We start from the raw sequence: 21,785 nt of genomic DNA on the forward strand, positions 1-21,785 counted from the left end.
TCTATTGTTTTATCTGAATTGAGATTCAAGGAAATTAAAATGCAAACTAAAGGCATCAGCAAAATTGTTCTGGCTTATTCCGGCGGCTTAGATACTTCGGCAATCATTCCATGGCTGAAAGAAAACTATGATAACTGCGAAGTGATTGCCTTCGTTGCGGATATCGGTCAGGAACGTGCCGATCTGGAAGGTATAGAACAAAAAGCGCTGCGAACTGGTGCCTCAGCCTGCTATGTGGCTGACCTGCGTGAAGAATTTATCAAAGATTACGTGTATCCAGTGCTGCAAACGGGCGCTCTGTACGAAGGTACTTACCTGCTAGGGACTTCAATGGCACGTCCGTTGATTGCTAAAGCTCAGGTTGAGCTGGCGTTGAAACTGGGTGCTGATGCGGTAGCCCACGGTGCGACCGGTAAAGGTAACGATCAGGTACGTTTCGAAAGCACTTATACCGCGCTGGCACCACAGCTGAAAGTGGTTGCGCCTTGGCGTGAGTGGGATCTGCGTTCCCGTGAAGCGCTGCTGGATTACCTGAAAGAGCGTGATATTCCGACTACGGCATCCTTGGAAAAAATCTATAGCCGTGACGAGAATGCGTGGCATATCTCTACCGAAGGCGGCGTGTTGGAAAGCCCGGCTAACGCTTCGAACAAAGATTGCTGGGTTTGGACCGTAGCGCCAGAAGATGCGCCGGACGAGCCTGAACTGGTCACCGTTGCCGTTGAAAAAGGCAAAGTGGTTGCGGTTAATGGCAAAGCTATGAGTCCGTTCCAATGTCTGGATGCGTTGAATACGCTGGGCGCTAAACACGGTATTGGCCGTATCGATATCGTAGAAAACCGTCTGGTCGGTATTAAATCCCGCGGTTGTTACGAAACCCCGGGAGGCACCATCATGATGGCTGCGCTGCGTGGGGTTGAGCAACTGGTGCTGGATCGCGATAGCTTTAAATGGCGTGAGCAGTTAGGCCTGGAAATGTCCTACGTGGTTTACGATGGCCGTTGGTTTGCCCCGTTGCGTCAATCATTGCAGGCTGCGGCTGAAGTGTTGGCGCAGGAAGTTAACGGTGAAGTGGTTCTAAAACTGTATAAAGGTCAGGTGACTGCGATTCAGAAAACATCTTCTAACAGCCTGTATTCCGAAGAGTTTGCTACTTTCGGCGAAGATGAAGTTTACGATCACAGCCACGCCGGCGGCTTTATCCGTCTGTTCTCATTGTCTTCCCGTATTCGTGCATTGAACGCGAAGAAGTAATGCGGCGAGCTTTGCGAGCGTGGCTCTGTTTGCGCTCGCATCTCACTGTTTGAGCATCGTTTTATCAGGTTTATCAGGTTTATCAGTTTAAGGAAATCAAGTTATGGCATTGTGGGGCGGACGGTTCAGTCAGGCAGCAGATCAGCGGTTTAAGCAATTTAACGATTCCCTGCGGTTTGATTACCGATTGGCAGAACAGGATATTGTCGGCTCTGTTGCCTGGTCAAAAGCGCTGGTTACCGTAGGCGTGTTGAGCGCCGAAGAGCAATGGCAGCTCGAACAGGCATTGACCGTATTATTGGAAGAGGTTCAGGCTGACCCACAAGCCATTCTGACTAGCGATGCGGAAGATATTCATAGCTGGGTAGAAACTAAATTGATTGCCAAAGTTGGCGATTTAGGTAAAAAGCTGCATACCGGACGTAGCCGTAACGATCAGGTCGCTACCGATTTGAAACTGTGGTGCAAATTCCAAGTGACTGAGCTGCAATCGGCGGTACGCCAGCTGCAACAGGCGTTGGTTATCACTGCGGAAGCCAATCAGGACGCGGTTATGCCGGGTTATACCCATTTGCAACGGGCTCAGCCGGTGACCTTTGCTCACTGGTGTTTGGCTTACAGCGAAATGCTGGCTCGGGATGAAAGTCGGTTGCAAGATACTTTAAAGCGTTTGGACGTGAGTCCATTGGGCTGTGGCGCACTGGCGGGCACCGCTTACGCCATCGATCGTGAACAGCTGGCCGGTTGGTTGGGTTTTGCTTCTGCGACCCGCAACAGTCTGGATAGCGTTTCCGATCGCGACCATGTGCTGGAATTACTGTCAAATGCCAGTATTGGTATGGTTCATCTCTCTCGTTTTGCCGAAGATTTGATTTTCTTCAACAGTGGCGAAGCGGCCTTTGTCGATTTATCTGACCGCGTCACTTCAGGCTCCTCCCTGATGCCTCAGAAGAAAAACCCGGATGCGCTGGAACTGATTCGGGGTAAATGTGGCCGTGTACAAGGCGCATTGACCGGAATGATGATGACGTTGAAAGGCCTGCCTTTGGCTTACAACAAAGATATGCAGGAAGATAAAGAAGGGCTGTTTGACGCATTGGATACCTGGCTGGATTGTCTGCATATGGCGGCGCTGGTATTAGATGGTATTCAGGTAAAACGTCCACGTTGTAAAGAAGCTGCCGAGCAGGGTTATGCGAATGCGACCGAATTGGCGGATTATCTGGTAGCGAAAGGTGTGCCTTTCCGTGAAGCGCATCATATTGTCGGCGAAGCGGTGGTTGAAGCTATTCGTCAGGGTAAAGCACTGGAAGCGTTGCCGTTGCAGGATTTGCAAAAATTCAGCGCAATTATTAGCGGCGATGTATACCCAATCCTGGCTCTACAGTCCTGTCTGGATAAACGTGTCGCCAAGGGGGGGGTATCACCACAGCAGGTGGCATCAGCCATTGCTGAAGCTAAAGAGCGTTTGTTTTAATTCATCTCTCACTTATTGCGGATGGCACTCTTACCATCCGCTTTATTGCCAAATATTCCCTTCTCTGTGAATATGTTAGCTATAGGCTAGCTGTCAGTCGTCATTAAATATCTCTTTAATTAATCTATTGGGTTCATCCGCGATAATTAACCATTCATTCTTTTAGCATTAGGGCGAGCATTCACATTTATTGTTATTCATTGGCGCTATTTTTTTATTTCTTTCTGTAGGAAGTTGAGTTTATTTCATTAAATGATTATGATAATCATTCTCAATTGTTGGAATATAAATAAAGCGCTAATGTTAGGCTTTGTTTTTAAACTGTTGATTTAGTGAAATAACTAAGTTGGCTGTCGGCATTATTTTTCCAAGGATGAAGTAAAAATATGCATAATAATTATGTGAATAAAATTAAGCCTAATGGTTTAATAAGCATCATTCTTTTTTTTATTTTTTATTTATTTAGTGATAAAGGTTACTCGAAACAGCTAGACGTTAATATTTCGTCTTCAAAAATAGATGATAATAATGTGATATTAGAACCACTGAAAATAGAAGATGGCGGTCTGGGATATTCTGATGGTTGGGTATATGATGAGCCACGCTCTGTTAGTGAAATAACTAAAGAACAATTAGATAACCGTCCTGCCCGCCATGCGGCTGATATATTGGAGCAGACTTCCGGCGTCTATTCTGCGGTAGACCAACAAGATCCTGCGTTATCGGTCAATATTCGCGGTATTCAAGATTTTGGCCGTATAAATATGAATATTGACGGTATGAGACAAAACTTTATGAAAAGTGGCCACGGCGGACGTAACGGCGTGATGTTTATTGATCCGGATATTCTTAGCAATGTGGTGATTGAAAAAGGGCCGACCATCGGTATCGGCAGCGCTGGCGTAATTGGTGGTATTGCTACTTTTAATACGATAAACGCGGCAGATTTTCTTGAGCCAGGAAAAGAACTTGGCGGTAATCTGCGAGCCACAATTGGCGATAACGGTACCCGATTTATTGGTGGCGGAGCATTGGCATTTGGAAATGAAATCGGAGATGTATTGATAGCCGTTAGTGAACGTAACTTTGGTGAATATTGGCCGGGAAACATCGGTAGTCTGGGAGACTTACGTTTTGGTTATGGAAATAAGGGGAAGAACTCAATCGGTGATGAGTTAAAGCGTATGAAAGTACTCAATTCCGGCTACCAAATGCATACTCGACTAGCTAAAGTGGGTTGGAACTTGCCTGCGGAGCAGCGTTTGGTCGCCAGTTACCTGCAAACTCAGGTAAACAGCCCTAACGGTGGCTTTCTGGTCACTGTAAAGAACTCACCGAATAAAAGCGGCATCGGTTGGAAAACCAGCAGCATTAGCGATGTAATAACGCAGAATTTCGGGTTGGATTATCGTTTACAGCCTGAGCATCTGCCCTGGTTGGATGCTAAGGCAAAAGCCTATTACGTTGATACCGATGATAAAACCAATACTTTGTGTTCTGATCCAATTTTCTGTCGGAAATATACCACTCGCACGCGTTTAACTACGCGCGGTCTGCAGCTACAAAATACCCAACGTTTCATTCTACCGGATAACCATTTATTGAGCCTTCAATATGGTATGGATTGGTTTAGCGATCGTTCCAGCGGCCACACGAACAAAGATCTCATGCAGGGTGTGACTCCGTCTGGCAAGCGCAGTCTGACTAGCGTTTTCACTCAGTTTGATTACCACTACGATGACTGGTTACGGCTGGATGGCGGGCTGCGTTTCGAACATTCTCGTTTACAGGGGCATACCTGGCTATACACATCCAAAATGCCTTATACACGGCAAAACCCATGTAACCCCCAACATGGCGGGGGAAAACGAAATACCTGTAAGAAAGTCCCTGTGACAATGACCTGGGATGTTGATCGCCATGAGCAGCAAATATTGCCAACCTTAGGCATTGGGGTTAAGCCAGGAGTGCAATGGCTGGAGTTCTTTGGCAACTACGGTCAATCATGGCGGCCACCGGGTATAACAGAAACTCTGGCTACCGGCAGTGCCCACGGTTCGGGTTTTTTGTTCCCGAATCCTTATCTGGCTATAGAGCGTTCCCGCACCTGGGAATCTGGGTTGAATATTCAACAGGAAGATTTATTCATTAGTGGTGATAAGTTTGGCGCAAAAATGGCCTACTTTGATACACGGGTGGCGAACTATATCAATTTGGAATTAGAGCGAGCATTACCTCTGCGCGGAAGCCAATCCTTTGCCTATGCTGCTTACGTTAATAATTTACTTAAAAGTCGCTTTCGTGGATTGGAATATCAATTAAGTTACGATGCCGGTTTTTTCTATGCCAGTCTGAATTATACCCGAATGATAGGTCATAACGATACTTGCTCAAAACCAGCCTGGTTGGGCGGTATTCAATCGGTTAAAAATATAAAAGGTATAGGGATGTATGGTGTCGATGGTAACCATCTTAATGATTTTATCGTTTGTAGACATGGGGCGGTATTTGGTTCATCAGCCTATTTACCGGGCGATCGTGGCAGTTTAACGTTGGGGGGAAGAGCGTTAAATAAACTGTTAGATTTTGGTACCGTAATCCGTTATAACCGTGGGTATCAAGATTTATCAGTGCTTAATGGTTATGGCTATCCGGGTACGGCTTATGTCGCTGACTGGCCGAAATACACAGTATTTGATTTATATGCCAGCTATAAAATAACAAATAATTTGATATTACGTACTTCAATAGAAAATATCAGTAATCGTGCTTATCTGGTTAATTATGGTGATTCACTGTCATTTTCTGCTAGCCGTGGCCGAACTATTCAGGGTGGATTTGAATACAAATTTTAAAGTCTTCAGGTGTGTTAATTAACCCCTGTTGGTATGTATGGTTATATTAATAATCATATTCTAAGTTATATCCCATTTACTAAAAGGAAATTATTTATGAGTATAACAATTAAATACCAAGAAGAGTTTGCCGAATTTAGTGTTTCATCTTACCTCAAAGCGTGGGCTGCGGGGTTCGGTAATATCGAACTGGCTCCGGTTAAAGATCGTGGGCAATTTTATGGGGGATCAGATGGTTTTAATGGCCATCAATTTTCTATTGGTAGTTCGCATAACACGGAAACCAGCCTCATAGCGAAGGGTAACTTACATTATACCTTTTATCCTCAGCATACGCTCCATGGCAATATTGATGAGATGCAGTTTGGTGAGGGGTTAGAACCTAGCATCGGTGGGGGGAGACACATTGTCAAAACTGAGGTCACCTTTAGTGGCTTGGATATCACTGGGCAATATGATCCTGCGCTCACTGAGGAGCAGAATCATCAGGGCGATATGCACAAAACGGTATACGGTCTAATGAAAGGAGACCCTGATCCGATGCTGGAAGTCCTCAAAGCAAGAGGGGTGGATGTTGACAGCGCCGTCAACACGCTATCTATAGCTAGTCAGTATAATTCTGGTGACGTGATGGCCGATGCACCATTTATCGAAGCAATTGGTGTGGCAGAGTTCAACGAGATGTTGTTAGCCGCCTGATCACGCGCAATTGGATAAGTAACCCTTTGACTGAATAAAAATGTCACCGCCGTGCCAATAGGGAAATAAAGGTGCGGTGGTGATTTTGATATTCATTGTTTAAGCATTTTTACGAGCGGCGCTGCTCTTTTGGAATGGTACTGCGGTGCGCATTATCAACGTGTGGTTACAGTGTGGAAACGGACCCATGCCATTAGCTAATACCTCTCAAACGACATTACCTCCGATTTTAGCGGTTTTAATCTGTGATAAAACCAGCCTCTGGGGAATAGGAATATTCACTGCAATTATCAATTTGCTGATGTTGGCTCCAGCAATATATATGTTACAGATCTACGAGCGCGTTTTGGCCTCAGCAAACACCATGACTTTACTGATGCTGACTTTATTAGTTTTGGGCGCTTTTACGTTGATTGGCTTATTAGAATGGGTGAGAGGAGCCGTTGTCATTCGTTTAGGCACTCGAGCCGATATGCGGTTGAATCAGCAAGTGTTTAACTCGACTTTCCAATCAACTTTGCAAGGTAACAAAATTCAGGCAGCGCAGGCGCTTAACGATCTGACGACGCTACGCCAGTTCGCTACCGGCAATGCGTTGTTTGCCATTTTTGATGCTCCTTGGTTTCCCTTCTATTTATTGGTGATTTATTTGCTGCACCCTTGGCTTGGCGTCATGGCAACCATTGGGGCAGGCGTGCTGATTCTACTGGCTTGCATGAATCATTGGGTATGTAAAAAACCATTGAAACAGGCCTCTGAAATCACTTCGCGGGCAACTTTGCAGGCAAACGCCAATTTACGTAATGCCGATACCATCGCGGCGATGGGGATGCTAAAAGCTTTGCGGGAACGATGGCTAACTCAGCATTGCCGTTTCCTTTACCTGCAAAATATCGCCAGTGACAGAAGCAGCCGCATTAGTGCATTAGCCAAGTCCAGCAAGTTAACGCTGCAATCAATGATGCTGGGATTAGGATCATTGCTGGTTATTCGAGGAGAAATTACGGCTGGAGTGATGATTGCGGGATCAATATTGATCGGGCGAGTGTTAGGGCCGATCGATCAATTGATAGCAGTCTGGAAACAGTGGAGCCATGCCCGTCTGGCTTACCAACGTTTAGCTGATTTACTGGCGAATCAGCAACCCTCATTGGCGACAGAAATAGTTTTGCCTGACCCTCTGGGTCAGTTAACCGTCACTCAATTACTTGCCTGCCGAGCTGGCACTTCGGTTCCTATCCTGCATTCTGTCAATTTTACCCTGCAACCGGGGGAAATTCTTGGCGTTTTGGGGCCATCAGGAAGCGGTAAATCCACGTTGGCGAGGTTACTGGTTGCTAGTCAGACAGCATTCAGTGGATCAATACGACTGGATGGAGCAGAAATCTCTCTCTGGAACAAATCCTTACTGGGAAAATTTATCGGCTACTTGCCACAAGATGTGCAGTTATTCCAAGGGTCGGTGGCTGAAAATATTGCTCGTTTTGGCGTGCTGGATTCATCCCAGGTTGTGGCTGCTGCAAAGATGGCAGATGTGCATGATTTGATTCTACATTTGCCAAAAGGCTATGACACTCCTCTGGGTGATGGCGGGGAGGGACTATCCGGAGGACAGAGTCAGAGAATTGCGCTGGCGCGGGCTATGTACGGGATGCCGCGGTTGATTGTGCTGGATGAACCGAATGCCAGCTTGGATGAAGGCGGAGAAAAGGCATTATTGGCGAGCATTGCACAGCTAAAACGGCAGGGTAGTACGGTGATTATGATCACGCATAAGCCTGAATTATTGTCTGGCAGCGACTTTTTATTGCTGCTAAAAAACGGGCAACAACAGCTGTTTGATCGTACTGCGGCGGTGTTCAGTGATTTTTACGCCAAAGATAATATCGCTTCGACGCGGAAAGCAGATAAAAAAAATGTCTGGGGTCACGGTGCGAATTATCGGGTTGTTCCCGCCGGGAGAACATCAGGTGACTAATCCAAAAGCCACGGAAAGGGGCGAAATCATGCCGTTTGCCACCGCCCAGGAACCGCTGCAAATTAATAGCGGACGCTATCTTTATCTTGGCGGGCTGCTGGTGCTGATTTGGTTTATGGGTTTTTTTATTTGGGCCGGATTTGCGCCACTAGATAAAGGTGTTGCTGTCGCCGGAATTGTGGTGGTAACAGAAAATAGAAAGGTTGTTCAGTCTTCGCAAAGCGGGCGAATCAGTCAGCTACATATTGCTGAAGGTAAATGGGTAGAAAAGGGACAATTACTGATTTCGCTGGATGATACAACGGTACGTAGTCAGCGAGACAATCTACAGCAGCAGTATTTTTCCTTACTCTCGCTAGAGGCGCGTTTAATTGCTGAGAAAAACCATGAGGCGGAGATCCAGTTTCCAGTGGCATTATTAACGCAGCGTGAGCAGCCCTATATTGCTGAGGTTATGGTTTTACAACAGCAGCTTTTCTACCACCGATATCAGGCTCAACAAGCCGAAATAGCGCGCTTGTCAGCGGAAATAGCTCTTTTACGCGCTCGCCTTGCCGGGTTGCATAGACAGCGAGCAAATAACCAACTTCAGTCCGACTTAGTTCAGCAACAGTTAAAAGGTGTGCGTGCGCTGGCAAAAAGTGGCTATGTGGCGCTTAAACAACAGCTTGATATGGAAAGCCAGGCTATCGCATTGACGGCTCTGGTGGATCAGCACTGTAGCCATATAAGTGAAACTCGTCAGCTAATTAAGGCAAATGAGCAACGATTATTACAGCAGGGTGAGCAATATCAGGCAGATATTCATGAGAAGTTAGCTAACACTCAGCGACGGCAGCAGGATTTAGAGCAGCAAATTGGCGTAGCGGAATATGAGTTGGCCAATATGCGCATTTATGCGCCGGAAAGTGGCATCATTATCGCCTTGGCACAGCACACTGTTGGTGGGGTTATCGGCTCCGGGCAGCAACTGATGGAAATTGTTCCTAGCGGGCGCCCACTGTTGATTGACGCTCAGCTACCCATCGAATTGATCGATAAAGTTGCGGTAGGTTTACCGGTAGAACTTATTTTCTCCGCTTTCAACCAAAGCCATTCTCCTCGATTACAGGGACGCGTTCTGCATATAGGCGCTGACCGATTGAATAATCCAAGCAGCTTAGAGCCCTATTATCCATTAACTGTGTCGATCAATACGGATGAAGCACAGCAAACCCACACAGAAAAAATCCAGTCAGGTATGTCCGTCGATATTTTTATTCGCACCGGAGAGCGTTCACTACTGAGCTATTTACTTAAACCATTCGCCGATCGTCTGCATACCGCGTTGGCAGAAGAGTAAACGGCTTCTCTTACCTAATGAAAGTTACGCTATTAATTGAATAAAAAAGGAATGTGATGACTTTATCCGTGGAAGATACTCACTCATCAGTTTGTCGCGGATCCTCGGCTATATCTTTGTTGTGCGGCGGGTTGTTGTCTTTTGCGTTGCATTTGACCGCGCTGTGGTTTTTGGCGGGTCGTTCTGTTTCGCCGTTGCCGCCAGACGCCCTGTCTGCCGTAGTGTTGACGCTGTCAGCGGAAGCAGAATTTGCCCCAAGCCTTGAAAAAATTCAGGTAGGCGTTGAACAAGTGCTAACTTTACCTGCCGGTGAATCGCAGGCAGAACAACATATTGACAATAATGACTTTTTGTCAGAAAAACCATCCCCTGATTCCGTCTTGCCCGTATTGCAGCTAAAACCGAAAGTAGTAAAAAAAACAGGTGAAAAGACTAACGTGCCTAAACATAAAATCGTTAAAAATAAAGGCAATAGTGAGGTATTGTCGACTGTGATGAGCAAGAGCTCGCCGTTATCAGGGGCCGCCCAGCGCGTATCGGCACCTAACAATAGTTACTCATTACAACATGTGCAGGTACGAGCAAGCTGGGCTGGCGTTTTACAAAGCCATTTAGCTAACTTCAAGCGCTACCCTCCCGGAGCCAGAAAGCAAAAGCGGCAGGGTACCGCGATCGTTAAATTTATCGTTGATAGTAGAGGGCGAGTGTTATCAGCGACTTTGACCAGTAGCAGCGGCACTCTTTTATTAGATCGTGAGGCATTAGCTATTTTAAAACGTGCTCAGCCCCTACCTTTTCCGCCGACGGAATTGTTATCTCGTGGGCAGGTGGTTATCTCACTGCCGGTAGACTTCGAGATAAAACCAAGAGCAGAATCTGCCAGATAAATGTGTACTGTCGGCGCTCATCACGCCTTTACCAACTGCCTCAGCGAGTTTCCAGCATGGCGAATACAAACCCCGCCGGTTCGTTTTATTGCACACAGCCAAACCCTTTGGCGAGCAGGCTGTAACGAGGCGACTTCTGTGACTAACAGGTCAGACGTGAGCATAAATAACGATTTAAGCTAATACCTTCTCCTGCCGCGTTGATGGCTAAACGCCGATGTTGGTCGGGAGGCATACGCAGTACCAATTTCCCGCTGAAGTACTTCTCGGATAAAGGTATCGGCGGTGTCTCACCGGAGCGAGCCATTTCGGCCAGAATATCTGCGACTAACGCCGTTATTCCATCCATCGCCTGTACTTTGGTAGGCGCTAACCATGACAAACTGGGAAGTTCGGCGCATAAACCAATAAATTCGGCGTCTTCAGCCGACCAGGTGATGCGGTAGGAGTCGTGTTCAATATTCACCATGGGTCATCTCCTTTAACTTTTCTAACGTCGTAATCAACTGTTTTATCTGATAAAACTTCGACATTCCGTTATTGCTATGTTGAATATTAATTCGTGGGTCGCCTTGTCAGGGCATGTGGTAGACATGATGACGGCCTGAGTCGTGTCGGGGGAGCCTAAGTAGTAACTGCAGATCTTTGCCAGTTCACTGAACTTCACTCCCGATGGGTTCGCTTTGATACGAGCAATCTGGCTTTCCATGCCTTTCATTACTCCTCCATTGCAGTACTGTTATTAATACTGCCTCAAATGCATCACTGTTATTTATGGTGAGAAAAGCACAGTGGGGAGATTTTTGCGACGAGGCAATCAGGGAGAAGCTTTTCAGGGAGGCATCACGCAAAAATAATTTAAATTTGGCGCGGAGAAAAAGAATGTAAAAAGCAAAAACCGGGCAAGAGCCCGGTTTTGTTGAGAGACAGGTAATAGAGTGGAGAATTACTCGCCCGGACAACGCAGGCAGCGTTCTGCCTCGTCGGCTCCAAGTTTCAGCTTGGATTGCAGGTCACGCAGTGCGGTACGTAAACCCTCTTCAATCACCGGGTGATAGAACGGCATATCCAGCATCTGGTCGATGGTCATTTGTTGCTGATGTGCCCAAGCCAGCAAGTGAGCAATATGCTCAGCGCTTGGCCCTATCATTTCGGCTCCGAGGAAGCGTCCTGTACCCTGCTCACCGTAAACCCGAAGTATGCCTTTATTACGTAGCATAACTCGTGAACGCCCCTGATTTTCGAAAGAAACTTCACCGACTTCAAAACAGCCGCAGGCGCTGAATTTCTGGCTTAATTCACGGAAAGTCGAACCTACCATTGCGATTTGCGGATCGGAGAACACCACCGAAATCGGGCTTCGGCGTAAACCGGGCAACACTTCCGGGAAACCGCCGGCATTTACACCAGCAATACGTGCCTGATCGCTGGCTTCATGTAACAAAGGAAGCTGATTACTGGCATCACCGGCGATAAAAATATGCGGTATGCTGGTTTGCATGGTTAATCGGTCGGCTTTAGGCACACCGCGCTCGTCTAGTTCCAGACCGGTATTTTCCAGCCCTAATTTATCGACGTTCGGACGGCGACCGGTGGCGGCCAATACGTAGTCCACCATGATTTCCTGCATTTCTCCATCCAGATTTTGATAGCGAATAAAGACTTTATCGCCTTCTCGCTGCATCAATTGGACTTTTACATCAGGATCAAGATAGAACTCATCGCCTAGCGCTTTGGCGGCGTATTCGCGTACTACGCTATCCGTTAGCGGGCCAACGGCTCCACCCACGCCAAACATTTTTACTTTTACGCCCAACCGGTGCAGGGCTTGGCCTAACTCGAGGCCAATCACGCCAGGGCCGAAAACGGCGACGGATTCAGGTAAATCATTCCAGTTGAATACATCATCGTTCACGATTAGGCGATCACCCAAATCGTTCCACGGTGCAGGCCAGCTCGGACGGGAACCCGTTGCGATAACAATACGTTGCGCCACGATACGGGTGTGATCGTCCACTTGCAGGGTGTTGTCATCAATAAAGCGAGCGTAGCCCTGAATTTTATCAGCGGCTGGAATGCTCTCGACACCTTCCAATACGAAGCCCACGAAACGGTCACGTTCACGTTTCACGCGATCCATGACTTCGCGTCCGTTAATCAGCATTTTTCCCTGTGGGTAGATCCCAAAGCCGGGCGCTTTTTCAATTTCATGCACCGATTCAGCGGCTGCAATCAATAACTTGGAAGGCATACAGCCTACGCGGGCACAGGTTGTGCCGTATTCGCCGCCTTCAATCATCACCACGCTGGGGGTGGAAAGTTTCGCTGCGCGATAAGCGCCCAGTCCGGCGGTGCCGCCACCGATTACGGCGACATCTACGTTTAAGGTTTTCATATCCGCTCCTAGCAGGGAAAAAGGGTAGGCCTAGGCCTACCAAAAATACTTCACGTTGGCTTCTTTTTTATTGATGTAATCAGGCTGGGAGATAGGCTTCTAAATCGTCGCTGCCACCAATATGACGGCCACCGATAAACACTTGCGGTACGGTTGAACGGCCGCTGACGGCGCGTAGGCTCACGGTAGTTGCGTCTTTACCCAGTACAATTTCTTCATATTGCATACCGCGATCCTGCAACATTTGTTTCGCTTTAGCACAAAATGGGCAGCCCGGTTTGGTGAAAATAGCCACGGATTCCTGCACTTTGTATTCTGGCGCTAAATATTTCAGCATAGTGTCAGCATCGGACACTTCAAACGGATCGCCCGGTTTGTTTGGTTCAACGAACATTTTTTCTACCACACCGTTGCGTACTAGCATGGAATAACGCCATGAGCGCGGGCCAAAGCCAAGGTCGGCTTTCTCTACCAACATATTCATGCCTTTGGTGAATTCACCGTTGCCGTCTGGCACGAAAGTGATGTTTTCGGCATGTTGGTCGGCTTTCCAGGCGTTCATTACGAAAGTGTCGTTGACCGAAATGCACAGAATGCTGTCTACGCCATGCTGTTTGAACACGCCGGACAGCTCGTTATAGCGTGGCAAATGGCTAGAAGAACAGGTCGGGGTGAATGCGCCCGGCAATGAAAATACAATAACGGTTTTATCTTTAAACAGGTCATCAGTCGTTACGTCAACCCACTGGTCGCCCTGACGGGTATGGAAAGTAACCTGTGGGACTTTTTTACCTTCTTGGCTGGTAAACATTTGTAACTCCTTAATTAGAAAATAGAATTTTTCATTTAGTTAGGCTTTTCTTTCTTGGGGTACATTATTTACTTTATCTCTTGATAGATCTAATCACTGATTGCTATCTTATCTATCGTTATTGACTATCATAAAGTGGAGAGCAGATGAACATTCGCGATCTCGAGTATCTGGTGGCTTTGGCCGAGTTTCGTCATTTCCGACGCGCGGCGGATTCCTGTCATGTGAGCCAGCCGACTTTAAGCGGCCAGATTCGTAAGTTGGAAGATGAACTGGGTGTGATGCTGCTGGAGCGAACCAGCCGTAAGGTGCTGTTTACCCAAGCTGGCTTGCTGTTGGTGGATCAGGCCAGAACCGTATTGCGGGAAGTCAAAGTGCTCAAAGAGATGGCCAGTTTGCAGGGCGAGAGTATGTCTGGGCCGTTACATATTGGTTTGATTCCTACTGTCGGGCCTTATTTATTGCCTCAAATTATTCCGATGCTGCATCAGGCTTTTCCAAAGCTGGAGATGTATCTACACGAGGCGCAGACTCAGAATCTGTTGGCACAGCTGGACAGCGGTAAACTGGATTGCGCTATTTTAGCGTTGGTCAAAGAGACCGAGGCTTTTATCGAAGTGCCGTTATTTGATGAGCCAATGAATCTGGCTGTATATTCCGACCATCCATGGGCGAAGCGTGACCGGGTTCAAATGCATGAGTTAGCAGGAGAAAAGCTGTTGATGCTGGAAGATGGCCACTGCTTGCGCGATCAGGCGATGGGCTTTTGCTTCCAAGCGGGAGCTGAGGAAGATACCCATTTTCGCGCGACCAGTTTAGAAACTCTGCGCAATATGGTCGCGGCTGGCAGCGGTATCACCTTATTGCCATCGCTGGCGGTACCAAAAGAAAAAGAGCGCGACGGTGTCTGCTATTTGGAATGCTACAAGCCGGAGCCGAAGCGCACTATTGCTCTGGTTTACCGCCCCGGCTCCCCATTGCGTGGCCGCTATGAGCAACTAGCCGAGGCGATACGCGAGCACATGCAAATTCGCATGGGCGCGCCGCTAGAACAGGCGGTTTAAGCCATTGAGTGCCGCAACGCGATAGGCTTCGGCCATGGTTGGATAGTTGAAGGTAGTATTCACGAAATACTCCAGGGTATTACCTTCACCTTTCTGTTCCATAATGGCCTGACCGATATGAATAATCTCTGCGGCGCGTTCGCCAAAGCAATGAATACCCAAAATCTGTTTGGTTTCCCGATGGAATAAAATTTTCAGGCTACCAACATCCATACCGACAATCTGCGCCCGAGCCAAATGCTTAAACTGCGCCCGGCCAACTTCATAAGGCACTTTCATCGCCGTCAGTTCCTGCTCAGTTTTCCCGACGGAGCTGATTTCAGGAATGGTATAAATTCCGGTAGGAATGTCATCAATCAGATGAACCTGCGCTTCCCCTTGAATCATGGCCTGCGCAGCAATGCGGCCCTGATCGTAAGCGGCGGATGCCAGACTTGGATAGCCAATCACATCCCCCACGGCATAGACGTGAGGCAATGCGGTTTGGTACATGCTATTGACCTTCAGCAGACCACGACTGTCCGCTTCCAGACCGATATTTTCCAAACCGAGCCCGCTAGTGTTACCGGTACGCCCGTTGGCATACAGCAGACAATCGGCTTTCACTTTCTTGCCGGACTTCAGATGGACGATAACGCCATCAGGAGTGCCTTCAATCTGCTCAAACTCTTCGTTGTGGCGGATAACCACGCCGTTATTCCAGAAGTGATAGGAGAGCGCATCGGACATTTCCTGATCGAGAAATGCGAGCAGGCGATCACGGGTGTTGATTAAATCAACTTTGACGCTCAATCCCCGGAAGATCGATGCATATTCACAGCCAATCACTCCTGCACCGTAAATAATGACGTGCTGTGGCTCGTGACTGAGCTGCAAAATGGTGTCGCTGTCGTAAATACGCTCATGGGTAAAATCAACGTTCTCCGGGCGATAAGGCCGCGAACCGGTCGCAATAACGATGTTATCGGCCGTTAGGCGGTCGGAAGTGCCGTCGGCGTAACGTACGTTAAGGGTTTTGGCGTCGACAAAGCTGGCATCACCGGAAAACATCTGACAATGGTTACGATCGTAAAAACCTTGTCGCATACGGGTTTGCTGGTTAATTACCCGATCGGCGTGGCGCAAAATATCGGAGAAAGAGGAACTGATAGCACGCGAGTTATCGCTGTAAAGTGGGTTCTGGTTGAATTCAATAATACGGCTAACGGCATGGCGCAGGGCTTTGGAAGGAATGGTACCCCAGTGGGTACATCCGCCGCCCACATTGTTATACCGTTCAATCACGGCAACGCGAGCCCCTTGTTTCACCAATCCCATAGCGGCACCTTCACCGCCAGGGCCCGAGCCAATAACGATGGCATCAAAATGGAAGTGCTGTTGCATGTAGGAGAGACCTATTTTTATACAAAATTACAACGATATATTAACATCATCCTATAAATAACCCAATCATCATTAGGTCGTTGGCCTTGGCTCCTGCTGTAAATTCGTTCTTACGCGGATAAGATGAAGTGTTTGTATAGTCGTTGTTACTATAAAGTTTGGTATATTGCTTACTATATGGCTTAGCTAAAGAAAATGGATATCTTTTGGGTACGATTATGGGCGTCAGAGCACAACAAAAAGAGCGAACGCGTCGTTCCCTGATCGAAGCGGCGTTCAGCCAACTGAGTGCGGAGCGGAGTTTCGCTAGCTTGAGTCTGCGGGAAGTGTCCCGCGAGGCCGGTATTGCGCCTACCTCATTTTACCGCCACTTCCGCGATGTGGATGAACTGGGCCTGACTATGGTGGACGAAAGTGGCCTGATGTTGCGTCAACTGATGCGGCAGGCTCGCCAACGCATAGCCAAAGGCGGTAGTGTTATCCGCACCTCAGTCTCAACTTTTATGGAGTTTATTGGAAACAATCCGAATGCCTTCCGTTTGCTACTGCGTGAACGTTCCGGCACCTCGGCGGCTTTCCGTGCCGCTGTAGCCCGTGAAATTCAGCATTTTATTGCTGAACTGGCCGACTATCTCGAACTGGAGAATCATATGCCGCGCAGCTTCACCGAAGCGCAGGCTGAGGCCATGGTCACAATTGTATTCAGTGCCGGTGCGGAAGTGCTGGACGTTGATATTGAACAACGGCGACAGTTAGAGGAGCGGTTAGTCTTGCAGTTACGGATGATTTCCAAGGGCGCTTATTATTGGTATCGCCGTGAACAGGAAAGGCTTGCTGTATCCCGTGTTGAAGAAAAGTAAGGAAGAAGATGATGGAACAACCTCGCCGTGAAAATGGCACCCTTATATTGGCATTGATTGCCGGGCTTGCAGCAAACGGTTCTTTTGCCGCATTGTTTAGCTCATTCGTTTCTTTTTCGCTGTTCCCGTTACTGGCTTTGGTTCTGGCCGTTTACTGTCTGCATCAGCGTTATATTAACTACCCAATGCCGCTGGGGCTGCCTAAACTGGCTTCGGCGTGTTTCCTGCTGGGTATTCTGGCCTATAGTGCCATTATTCGGGTCGAGTATCCGCAGATAGGCTCGAATTTTCTGCCGTCTATCCTGTGTGTCATATTGGTATTCTGGATTTTCTTCAAACTGAAGGCGCGTAAAGCCGCAGAGACAGAGTCACAGTGATATACCCGCGAGTAGCATGAGATATTGAGTGGGAATAAAGTAGATTGAAATCAAAAGGGCAACGCAATGTTGCCCTTTTTGCTGTCTGATTAGTCGCGTTTCTCCAGCCACACACCACATTCCATATGATGGGTGTAAGGGAATTGGTCGAATAGCGCCAGCCGACTGATTTTATGAGTGTGCTGTAGTTGTTCCAGATTAGCGCGCAGCGTTTCCGGGTTGCAGGAGATATAGAGAATGCGCGGATATCCTTGCACCATCTTGATGGTTTCGTCATCTAGGCCACTGCGTGGAGGATCGACAAAAATGGTTTCGCAGTTATAGCTTTTCAGATCAATCCCTTTCAGGCGATTGAACTCACGTACGCCCTGCATAGCCTGAGTAAACTCTTCTGCCGACATACGAATAATCTGCACATTATCAATGTGGTTAGCCGCAATATTAAATTGTGCCGCTGCAACGGAAGGTTTAGCAATCTCGGTAGCCAGTACCCGATCAAAATTTCGCGCCAATGCCAAAGAGAAATTACCGTTACCGCAATACAACTCTAACAGATCGCCGCTAGCACCCTGAGTGACGTCCAGCGCCCACTCCAGCATGTGAATATTTACCGCGGCGTTTGGTTGAGTAAAGCTGTTTTCTACCTGACGATAAATCATATCGCGGCCAGCAACCGGTAGAATCTCATCGACATAATCATGATCTAACATGATTTTGGTTTTAGCGGCGCGACCAATCAATTGTAAATCAAAGCCTTCAGCGCGCAGCTGATCCCGTAATGCAATGGCGTGCTGCTGCCATTCTTCGTTCAATTGGCGGTGATACAGTAAAGAAGCAATGATTTTGCCGCTGCGCGTTGACAGGTAATCAATTTGGAACAGTTTGCGACGCAAAATAGGCTGCGCGCGGATAGCGGTCATTAGCGCGCTCATCAGACGGTTGATCAGTACGCTAGCGACGGGGAATTGTTCAACCCGAATACGCTGCTTGGTGTGCTGATCAAACATGATGTGGTACAGCTCATCTTCATCATGCCAAACGCGAAACTCGGCTCTCATGCGGTAATGTTCAGCCGGAGAACGAAAAACCTCCGGTTCAGGTGCCTTGAACGGCGACATCATCGCTTTGAGAGAGGCAATTTTCTCCGCCAATTGGTGATCGTAATTTTCAGTAGGCAGGATGTCGGGGGTCATGTTTCGTCTCGTCTGGCAGTAAAAAGGATGGTTATTCCTGCGGGATTGTAGGGGATGTGACTATGAAGTCCAGTTTTGTCGTGTTTATTCCTCGTTACAACCATAGCAGTCTAGACATCTATTTATGTTGATCGTAGCATTGCCGTCCGGCCTCCTGCTGAGAGTGAAATGGGAATCTGGTGTGAATCCAGAGCTGACGCGCAGCGGTAAGGGGAAGTCACGGCGATAGTTTATTAACAGACACTGTCCATAGCGGATGGGAAGTCATCGCCCGGTATTGCTTTATCTCATCTATTAATAGTTCGCACTTTAATAAGGATGTTGATGCAATAAATCCCAAGCCCGAAAACCTGCCGGTATTACGTCGCAATATTTGTGGCCGTCGCGTGCTACCGGCCATGGTTCTGCGGCATCCGCCAATTAAGTTTGGATGCTTTTCATGACAATTAAAAAATATACGCTGCTCACGGCTCTATCTGTGACGGCCTTTTCTGGATGGGCGCAAGACAGTTCCAACACCTCTTCTGACAGTAAAAACCAAATGGTGGTTACTGCAAACCGCTTCCCTCAGCCAATCTCCAGCGTATTAGCGCCAATGAATATCGTTACCCGTGAGGATATTGTGCGCTGGCAGGCGACCAGTATTAATGATGTTTTACGCCGTTTACCGGGTGTTGATATTGCACAAGACGGTGGTATGGGGCAGCGTAGCTCGTTATTTATTCGTGGCACCGAATCCCGGCATGTACTGGTTTTGATCGACGGTGTTCGATTAAATCAGGCCGGTATTACCGGCGCATCGGATCTCAGCCAAATTCCGATTTCGTTAGTGCAACGTATTGAATATATACGTGGGCCACGCTCTGCGGTATATGGCTCTGATGCGATTGGTGGGGTTGTTAACATTCTTACCGCGCGTGAAAATCCGGGCACAACACTGTCTGCAGGGCTGGGTTCTAACGGTTATCAAACCTACGATGGTTCAACACAGCAAAAATTGGGTGAAGGCACGACAATCACTTTGGCTGGTAATTATACCTACACCAAAGGATATGACATTGTCGCGGGGATGCCGGAAGCTGGTGGCCCACGTCAGCCTGACCGCGATGGTTTTATGGGAAAAATGCTATGGGCAGGATTAGAGCATCAGTTTAACGAGCAGTTTAACGGTTTTGCCCGTGTATACGGCTTCGATAACCGTAGTGATTACGACGGCTATGCTAATTTCAGCAACCCCTTAGCACTGATAGATACGCGTAAATTGTCTAGTCGTACCTATGATACGGGGCTGCGCTATAAAAACGGTATTTATGCCTCTCAGCTGATAGCCAGCTATAACCGCACCAAAGATTATAATTACAGCCCACTCTTTGGCCCTCATGATATTACCGCCTCTTTAGACGATGCCGAGCAATATAACCTACAGTGGGGTAATACTTTCCAAGTGGCACATGGCACGATCAGCGCTGGAGCTGACTGGCAGGAGCAGAAAACCGAGCGTAAGAGTAGCAATTCGAATATCCACTCTGATTTTACACAGCGTAATACCGGTATTTATCTAACAGGGCAGCAGCAAGTTAGTGACGTTATCTTGGAAGGTTCAGTGCGAAGCGACGATAATTCCCAATTTGGCTGGCATTCCACGTGGCAAACCAGTGCTGGTTGGGAGTTTGTTGAGGGCTATCGGCTTATCGGTTCCTATGGGACGGCCTATAAAGCCCCTAACCTGATGCAGCTATATAGTGCTTTCGGTGGTAATGCTAATCTCAAGCCCGAAGAGAGCAAGCAATGGGAAGGTGGTATCGAAGGGCTAACCGGGGCGTTAAGCTGGCGTTTGTCCGCTTATCGTAATGATATTGAAAAACTCATTGATTACAGCAATCAGACCAGTAGCTACTTCAACATCAATAAAGCCACCATTAAGGGCGTGGAATGGACAGGTTCATTCGATACTGGGCCGTTATCGCATCAGGTTACTTTGGAGTATCTGGATCCACGCAATGCGGAAACTCACGAAGTTCTGACGCGTCGCGCTAAACAGCAGGCTAAATACCAGTTGGACTGGCAAGTTGCTGATTTGGATTGGTCTATAACTTATCAGTATCTTGGGCAGCGTTATGACAAAGACTACAGTGTTTACCCTGAAAGAACGGTAAAACTCGGTGGTATAAGCTTGTGGGATCTCGCTGTGTCATATCCGGTCACCTCTCATCTCACTGTTCGTGGTAGAATCGCCAACCTGTTTGATAAAGATTATGAGACGGTTTATGGCTACCAAACCCCAGGACGCGAATACTACTTCACTGGAAGCTATAACTTCTAAGGCAGACACTTCCATTCGCCCGACGGCGCTGATTTTTGATTCCGGCGTCGGCGGGCTGTCTGTGTACCAGGAGATTCGGCAGCTTCTGCCGGATCTTCACTATATATATGCTTTCGATAACGTTGCCTTTCCTTATGGAGAGAAGTCCGAAGAGTTTATTGTCGAGCGTGTAGTTGAGATCGTCACTGCTGTTCAGCAACAACATCCCCTTGCTATCGTCGTCATTGCCTGCAATACCGCCAGCACTGTCTCCCTCCCAGCTTTACGTGAGCGCTTCTCTTTCCCTGTTGTTGGTGTTGTACCCGCAATCAAGCCTGCGGCGCGGTTAACCCGCAATGGCGTAGTAGGGTTATTAGCCACTCGGGCGACGGTGCATCGTTCATATACTCTGGATTTGATCGAGCGCTTTGCGACTGACTGCAAAATCGAGTTGTTGGGTTCATCTGAGCTGGTGGAACTGGCGGAAACCAAATTACACGGTGGGGAAGTGCCTCTTTCTGCATTAAAGAAAATCCTTAATCCGTGGCTGAGTATGCGTGAGCCGCCGGACACCGTGGTATTAGGCTGTACTCATTTCCCTCTATTAGCAGAAGAGCTGGCGCAGGTGTTGCCAGAAGGGACGCGAATGGTCGATTCCGGTGCCGCGATTGCCCGTAGAACGGCTTGGCTGATTTCTTCACAAGAGAATGTAATTTCTACTCAGGAAGATAATGTGGCTTATTGCATGGCGTTAGATACGGATACTGATGCTTTATTGCCCGTTTTACAGAGTTATGGCTTCCCAACGCTGAAAAAACTCGCAATTTAATGGGCTTTTGCCTAAAAAAAAGCCGGTTGGAAAATTATTTGAAATTAGGGGTTGCAGCCTGTCAGGAACTCCCTATAAT

17 protein-coding genes and 1 riboswitch are annotated in these 21,785 nt (G+C 47.8%); of the genes, 12 read left to right on the forward strand and 5 right to left on the reverse strand.

Annotated elements, in window-relative coordinates:
- Nucleotides 1-39: 39 nt before the first annotated feature.
- The 7 genes from AD970_RS16695 (at nucleotide 40) to AD970_RS16725 (ending at nucleotide 10,492) form a co-directional block, all read left to right on the forward strand.
- A complete protein-coding gene (locus tag AD970_RS16695; RefSeq protein ID WP_049601613.1) occupies nucleotides 40-1,254 on the forward strand; it encodes an argininosuccinate synthase in 1,215 nt (404 codons plus the stop codon).
- Between the two features lie 103 nt (nucleotides 1,255-1,357).
- Nucleotides 1,358-2,731, forward strand: coding sequence for an argininosuccinate lyase (gene argH / locus AD970_RS16700; RefSeq protein WP_049601615.1), 1,374 nt, complete (start codon nucleotides 1,358-1,360; stop codon nucleotides 2,729-2,731).
- A gap of 386 nt (nucleotides 2,732-3,117) precedes the next feature.
- A complete protein-coding gene (locus AD970_RS16705) occupies nucleotides 3,118-5,586 on the forward strand; it encodes a TonB-dependent hemoglobin/transferrin/lactoferrin family receptor (protein ID WP_053215281.1) in 2,469 nt (822 codons plus the stop codon).
- Between the two features lie 96 nt (nucleotides 5,587-5,682).
- Entirely contained in the window at nucleotides 5,683-6,285 is a 603-nt protein-coding gene (locus tag AD970_RS16710) for a heme acquisition protein HasA (protein WP_049601618.1), read from the forward strand.
- Between the two features lie 187 nt (nucleotides 6,286-6,472).
- Nucleotides 6,473-8,263 carry a type I secretion system permease/ATPase gene (locus tag AD970_RS16715; RefSeq protein ID WP_049601621.1) on the forward strand — a complete coding sequence of 597 codons (1,791 nt, stop codon included), beginning with the start codon at nucleotides 6,473-6,475 and terminating at the stop codon, nucleotides 8,261-8,263.
- A gap of 28 nt (nucleotides 8,264-8,291) precedes the next feature.
- Nucleotides 8,292-9,605 (forward strand): HlyD family type I secretion periplasmic adaptor subunit, encoded by a 1,314-nt coding sequence (locus AD970_RS16720; RefSeq protein ID WP_049601624.1) that lies wholly within the window; start codon nucleotides 8,292-8,294, stop codon nucleotides 9,603-9,605.
- A 56-nt stretch (nucleotides 9,606-9,661) separates the two neighbouring features.
- Entirely contained in the window at nucleotides 9,662-10,492 is an 831-nt protein-coding gene (locus AD970_RS16725; protein ID WP_049601626.1) for an energy transducer TonB, read from the forward strand.
- A 142-nt stretch (nucleotides 10,493-10,634) separates the two neighbouring features.
- Here the strand turns inward: AD970_RS16725 and AD970_RS16730 are convergent, their stop codons facing one another.
- The 3 genes from AD970_RS16730 to AD970_RS16745 form a co-directional block, all read right to left on the reverse strand.
- The gene (locus tag AD970_RS16730; RefSeq protein WP_049601629.1) at nucleotides 10,635-10,961 is read right to left on the reverse strand and encodes a type II toxin-antitoxin system HicB family antitoxin; all 327 of its coding nucleotides are present in this window, start codon (nucleotides 10,959-10,961) and stop codon (nucleotides 10,635-10,637) included.
- A 477-nt stretch (nucleotides 10,962-11,438) separates the two neighbouring features.
- Nucleotides 11,439-12,887 (reverse strand): dihydrolipoyl dehydrogenase, encoded by a 1,449-nt coding sequence (locus AD970_RS16740; RefSeq protein WP_049601632.1) that lies wholly within the window; start codon nucleotides 12,885-12,887, stop codon nucleotides 11,439-11,441.
- Nucleotides 12,888-12,966: 79 nt separating this feature from the next.
- Nucleotides 12,967-13,698: a glutathione peroxidase gene (locus AD970_RS16745; protein ID WP_049601635.1), complete on the reverse strand. Its 732-nt coding sequence runs from the start codon at nucleotides 13,696-13,698 to the stop codon at nucleotides 12,967-12,969.
- Between the two features lie 146 nt (nucleotides 13,699-13,844).
- On the opposite strand from AD970_RS16745, the gene oxyR reads away from it, so the two are divergent.
- A complete protein-coding gene (gene oxyR / locus AD970_RS16750; RefSeq protein WP_049601638.1) occupies nucleotides 13,845-14,762 on the forward strand; it encodes a DNA-binding transcriptional regulator OxyR in 918 nt (305 codons plus the stop codon).
- Here the strand turns inward: oxyR and sthA are convergent.
- Complete coding sequence (gene sthA / locus AD970_RS16755) at nucleotides 14,745-16,145, reverse strand: Si-specific NAD(P)(+) transhydrogenase (RefSeq protein WP_049601641.1); 1,401 nt, start codon at nucleotides 16,143-16,145, stop codon at nucleotides 14,745-14,747. The two genes, oxyR and sthA, sit on opposite strands and share 18 nt — an antisense overlap.
- A 218-nt stretch (nucleotides 16,146-16,363) precedes the next feature.
- Between sthA and fabR the strand changes: the two genes are divergently transcribed.
- Together fabR and AD970_RS16765 are read left to right on the forward strand one after the other, a co-directional pair.
- Complete coding sequence (fabR, locus tag AD970_RS16760) at nucleotides 16,364-17,005, forward strand: HTH-type transcriptional repressor FabR (RefSeq protein WP_049601644.1); 642 nt, start codon at nucleotides 16,364-16,366, stop codon at nucleotides 17,003-17,005.
- An 11-nt stretch (nucleotides 17,006-17,016) separates the two neighbouring features.
- The gene (locus AD970_RS16765) at nucleotides 17,017-17,382 is read left to right on the forward strand and encodes a YijD family membrane protein (protein WP_049601647.1); all 366 of its coding nucleotides are present in this window, start codon (nucleotides 17,017-17,019) and stop codon (nucleotides 17,380-17,382) included.
- 89 nt (nucleotides 17,383-17,471) lie between these two features.
- Here AD970_RS16765 and trmA read toward each other — a convergent pair whose 3' ends face one another.
- On the reverse strand, nucleotides 17,472-18,575 hold the full coding sequence (gene trmA / locus AD970_RS16770; protein ID WP_049601650.1) for a tRNA (uridine(54)-C5)-methyltransferase TrmA: 1,104 nt from the start codon (nucleotides 18,573-18,575) through the stop codon (nucleotides 17,472-17,474).
- A 130-nt stretch (nucleotides 18,576-18,705) separates the two neighbouring features.
- Nucleotides 18,706-18,947, forward strand: a riboswitch (cobalamin riboswitch).
- 67 nt (nucleotides 18,948-19,014) lie between these two features.
- Here trmA and btuB point away from each other — a divergent pair.
- Together btuB and murI are read left to right on the forward strand one after the other, a co-directional pair.
- A complete protein-coding gene (btuB, locus tag AD970_RS16775; RefSeq protein WP_049601653.1) occupies nucleotides 19,015-20,898 on the forward strand; it encodes a TonB-dependent vitamin B12 receptor BtuB in 1,884 nt (627 codons plus the stop codon).
- Entirely contained in the window at nucleotides 20,843-21,706 is an 864-nt protein-coding gene (murI, locus tag AD970_RS16780; RefSeq protein WP_049601656.1) for a glutamate racemase, read from the forward strand. The genes btuB and murI overlap by 56 nt, the downstream gene beginning before the upstream one ends.
- The last annotated feature ends 79 nt before the right edge of the window (nucleotides 21,707-21,785 follow it).

This window comes from Yersinia nurmii (assembly GCF_001112925.1).
Classification (GTDB): domain Bacteria; phylum Pseudomonadota; class Gammaproteobacteria; order Enterobacterales; family Enterobacteriaceae; genus Yersinia; species Yersinia nurmii.

Excerpts from the sequence above, each read along its gene's own strand:
- AD970_RS16695 (WP_049601613.1), top strand. The coding sequence starts at position 40 with ATGCAAACTAAAGGCATCAGCAAAATTGTTCTGGCTTATTCCGGCGGC.
- argH (WP_049601615.1), top strand. The coding sequence starts at position 1,358 with ATGGCATTGTGGGGCGGACGGTTCAGTCAGGCAGCAGATCAGCGGTTT.
- AD970_RS16705 (WP_053215281.1), top strand. The coding sequence starts at position 3,118 with ATGCATAATAATTATGTGAATAAAATTAAGCCTAATGGTTTAATAAGC.
- AD970_RS16710 (WP_049601618.1), top strand. The coding sequence starts at position 5,683 with ATGAGTATAACAATTAAATACCAAGAAGAGTTTGCCGAATTTAGTGTT.
- AD970_RS16715 (WP_049601621.1), top strand. The coding sequence starts at position 6,473 with ATGCCATTAGCTAATACCTCTCAAACGACATTACCTCCGATTTTAGCG.
- AD970_RS16720 (WP_049601624.1), top strand. The coding sequence starts at position 8,292 with ATGCCGTTTGCCACCGCCCAGGAACCGCTGCAAATTAATAGCGGACGC.
- AD970_RS16725 (WP_049601626.1), top strand. The coding sequence starts at position 9,662 with ATGACTTTATCCGTGGAAGATACTCACTCATCAGTTTGTCGCGGATCC.
- AD970_RS16730 (WP_049601629.1), bottom strand. The coding sequence starts at position 10,961 with ATGGTGAATATTGAACACGACTCCTACCGCATCACCTGGTCGGCTGAA.
- AD970_RS16740 (WP_049601632.1), bottom strand. The coding sequence starts at position 12,887 with ATGAAAACCTTAAACGTAGATGTCGCCGTAATCGGTGGCGGCACCGCC.
- AD970_RS16745 (WP_049601635.1), bottom strand. The coding sequence starts at position 13,698 with ATGTTTACCAGCCAAGAAGGTAAAAAAGTCCCACAGGTTACTTTCCAT.
- oxyR (WP_049601638.1), top strand. The coding sequence starts at position 13,845 with ATGAACATTCGCGATCTCGAGTATCTGGTGGCTTTGGCCGAGTTTCGT.
- sthA (WP_049601641.1), bottom strand. The coding sequence starts at position 16,145 with ATGCAACAGCACTTCCATTTTGATGCCATCGTTATTGGCTCGGGCCCT.
- fabR (WP_049601644.1), top strand. The coding sequence starts at position 16,364 with ATGGGCGTCAGAGCACAACAAAAAGAGCGAACGCGTCGTTCCCTGATC.
- AD970_RS16765 (WP_049601647.1), top strand. The coding sequence starts at position 17,017 with ATGGAACAACCTCGCCGTGAAAATGGCACCCTTATATTGGCATTGATT.
- trmA (WP_049601650.1), bottom strand. The coding sequence starts at position 18,575 with ATGACCCCCGACATCCTGCCTACTGAAAATTACGATCACCAATTGGCG.
- btuB (WP_049601653.1), top strand. The coding sequence starts at position 19,015 with ATGACAATTAAAAAATATACGCTGCTCACGGCTCTATCTGTGACGGCC.
- murI (WP_049601656.1), top strand. The coding sequence starts at position 20,843 with ATGGCTACCAAACCCCAGGACGCGAATACTACTTCACTGGAAGCTATA.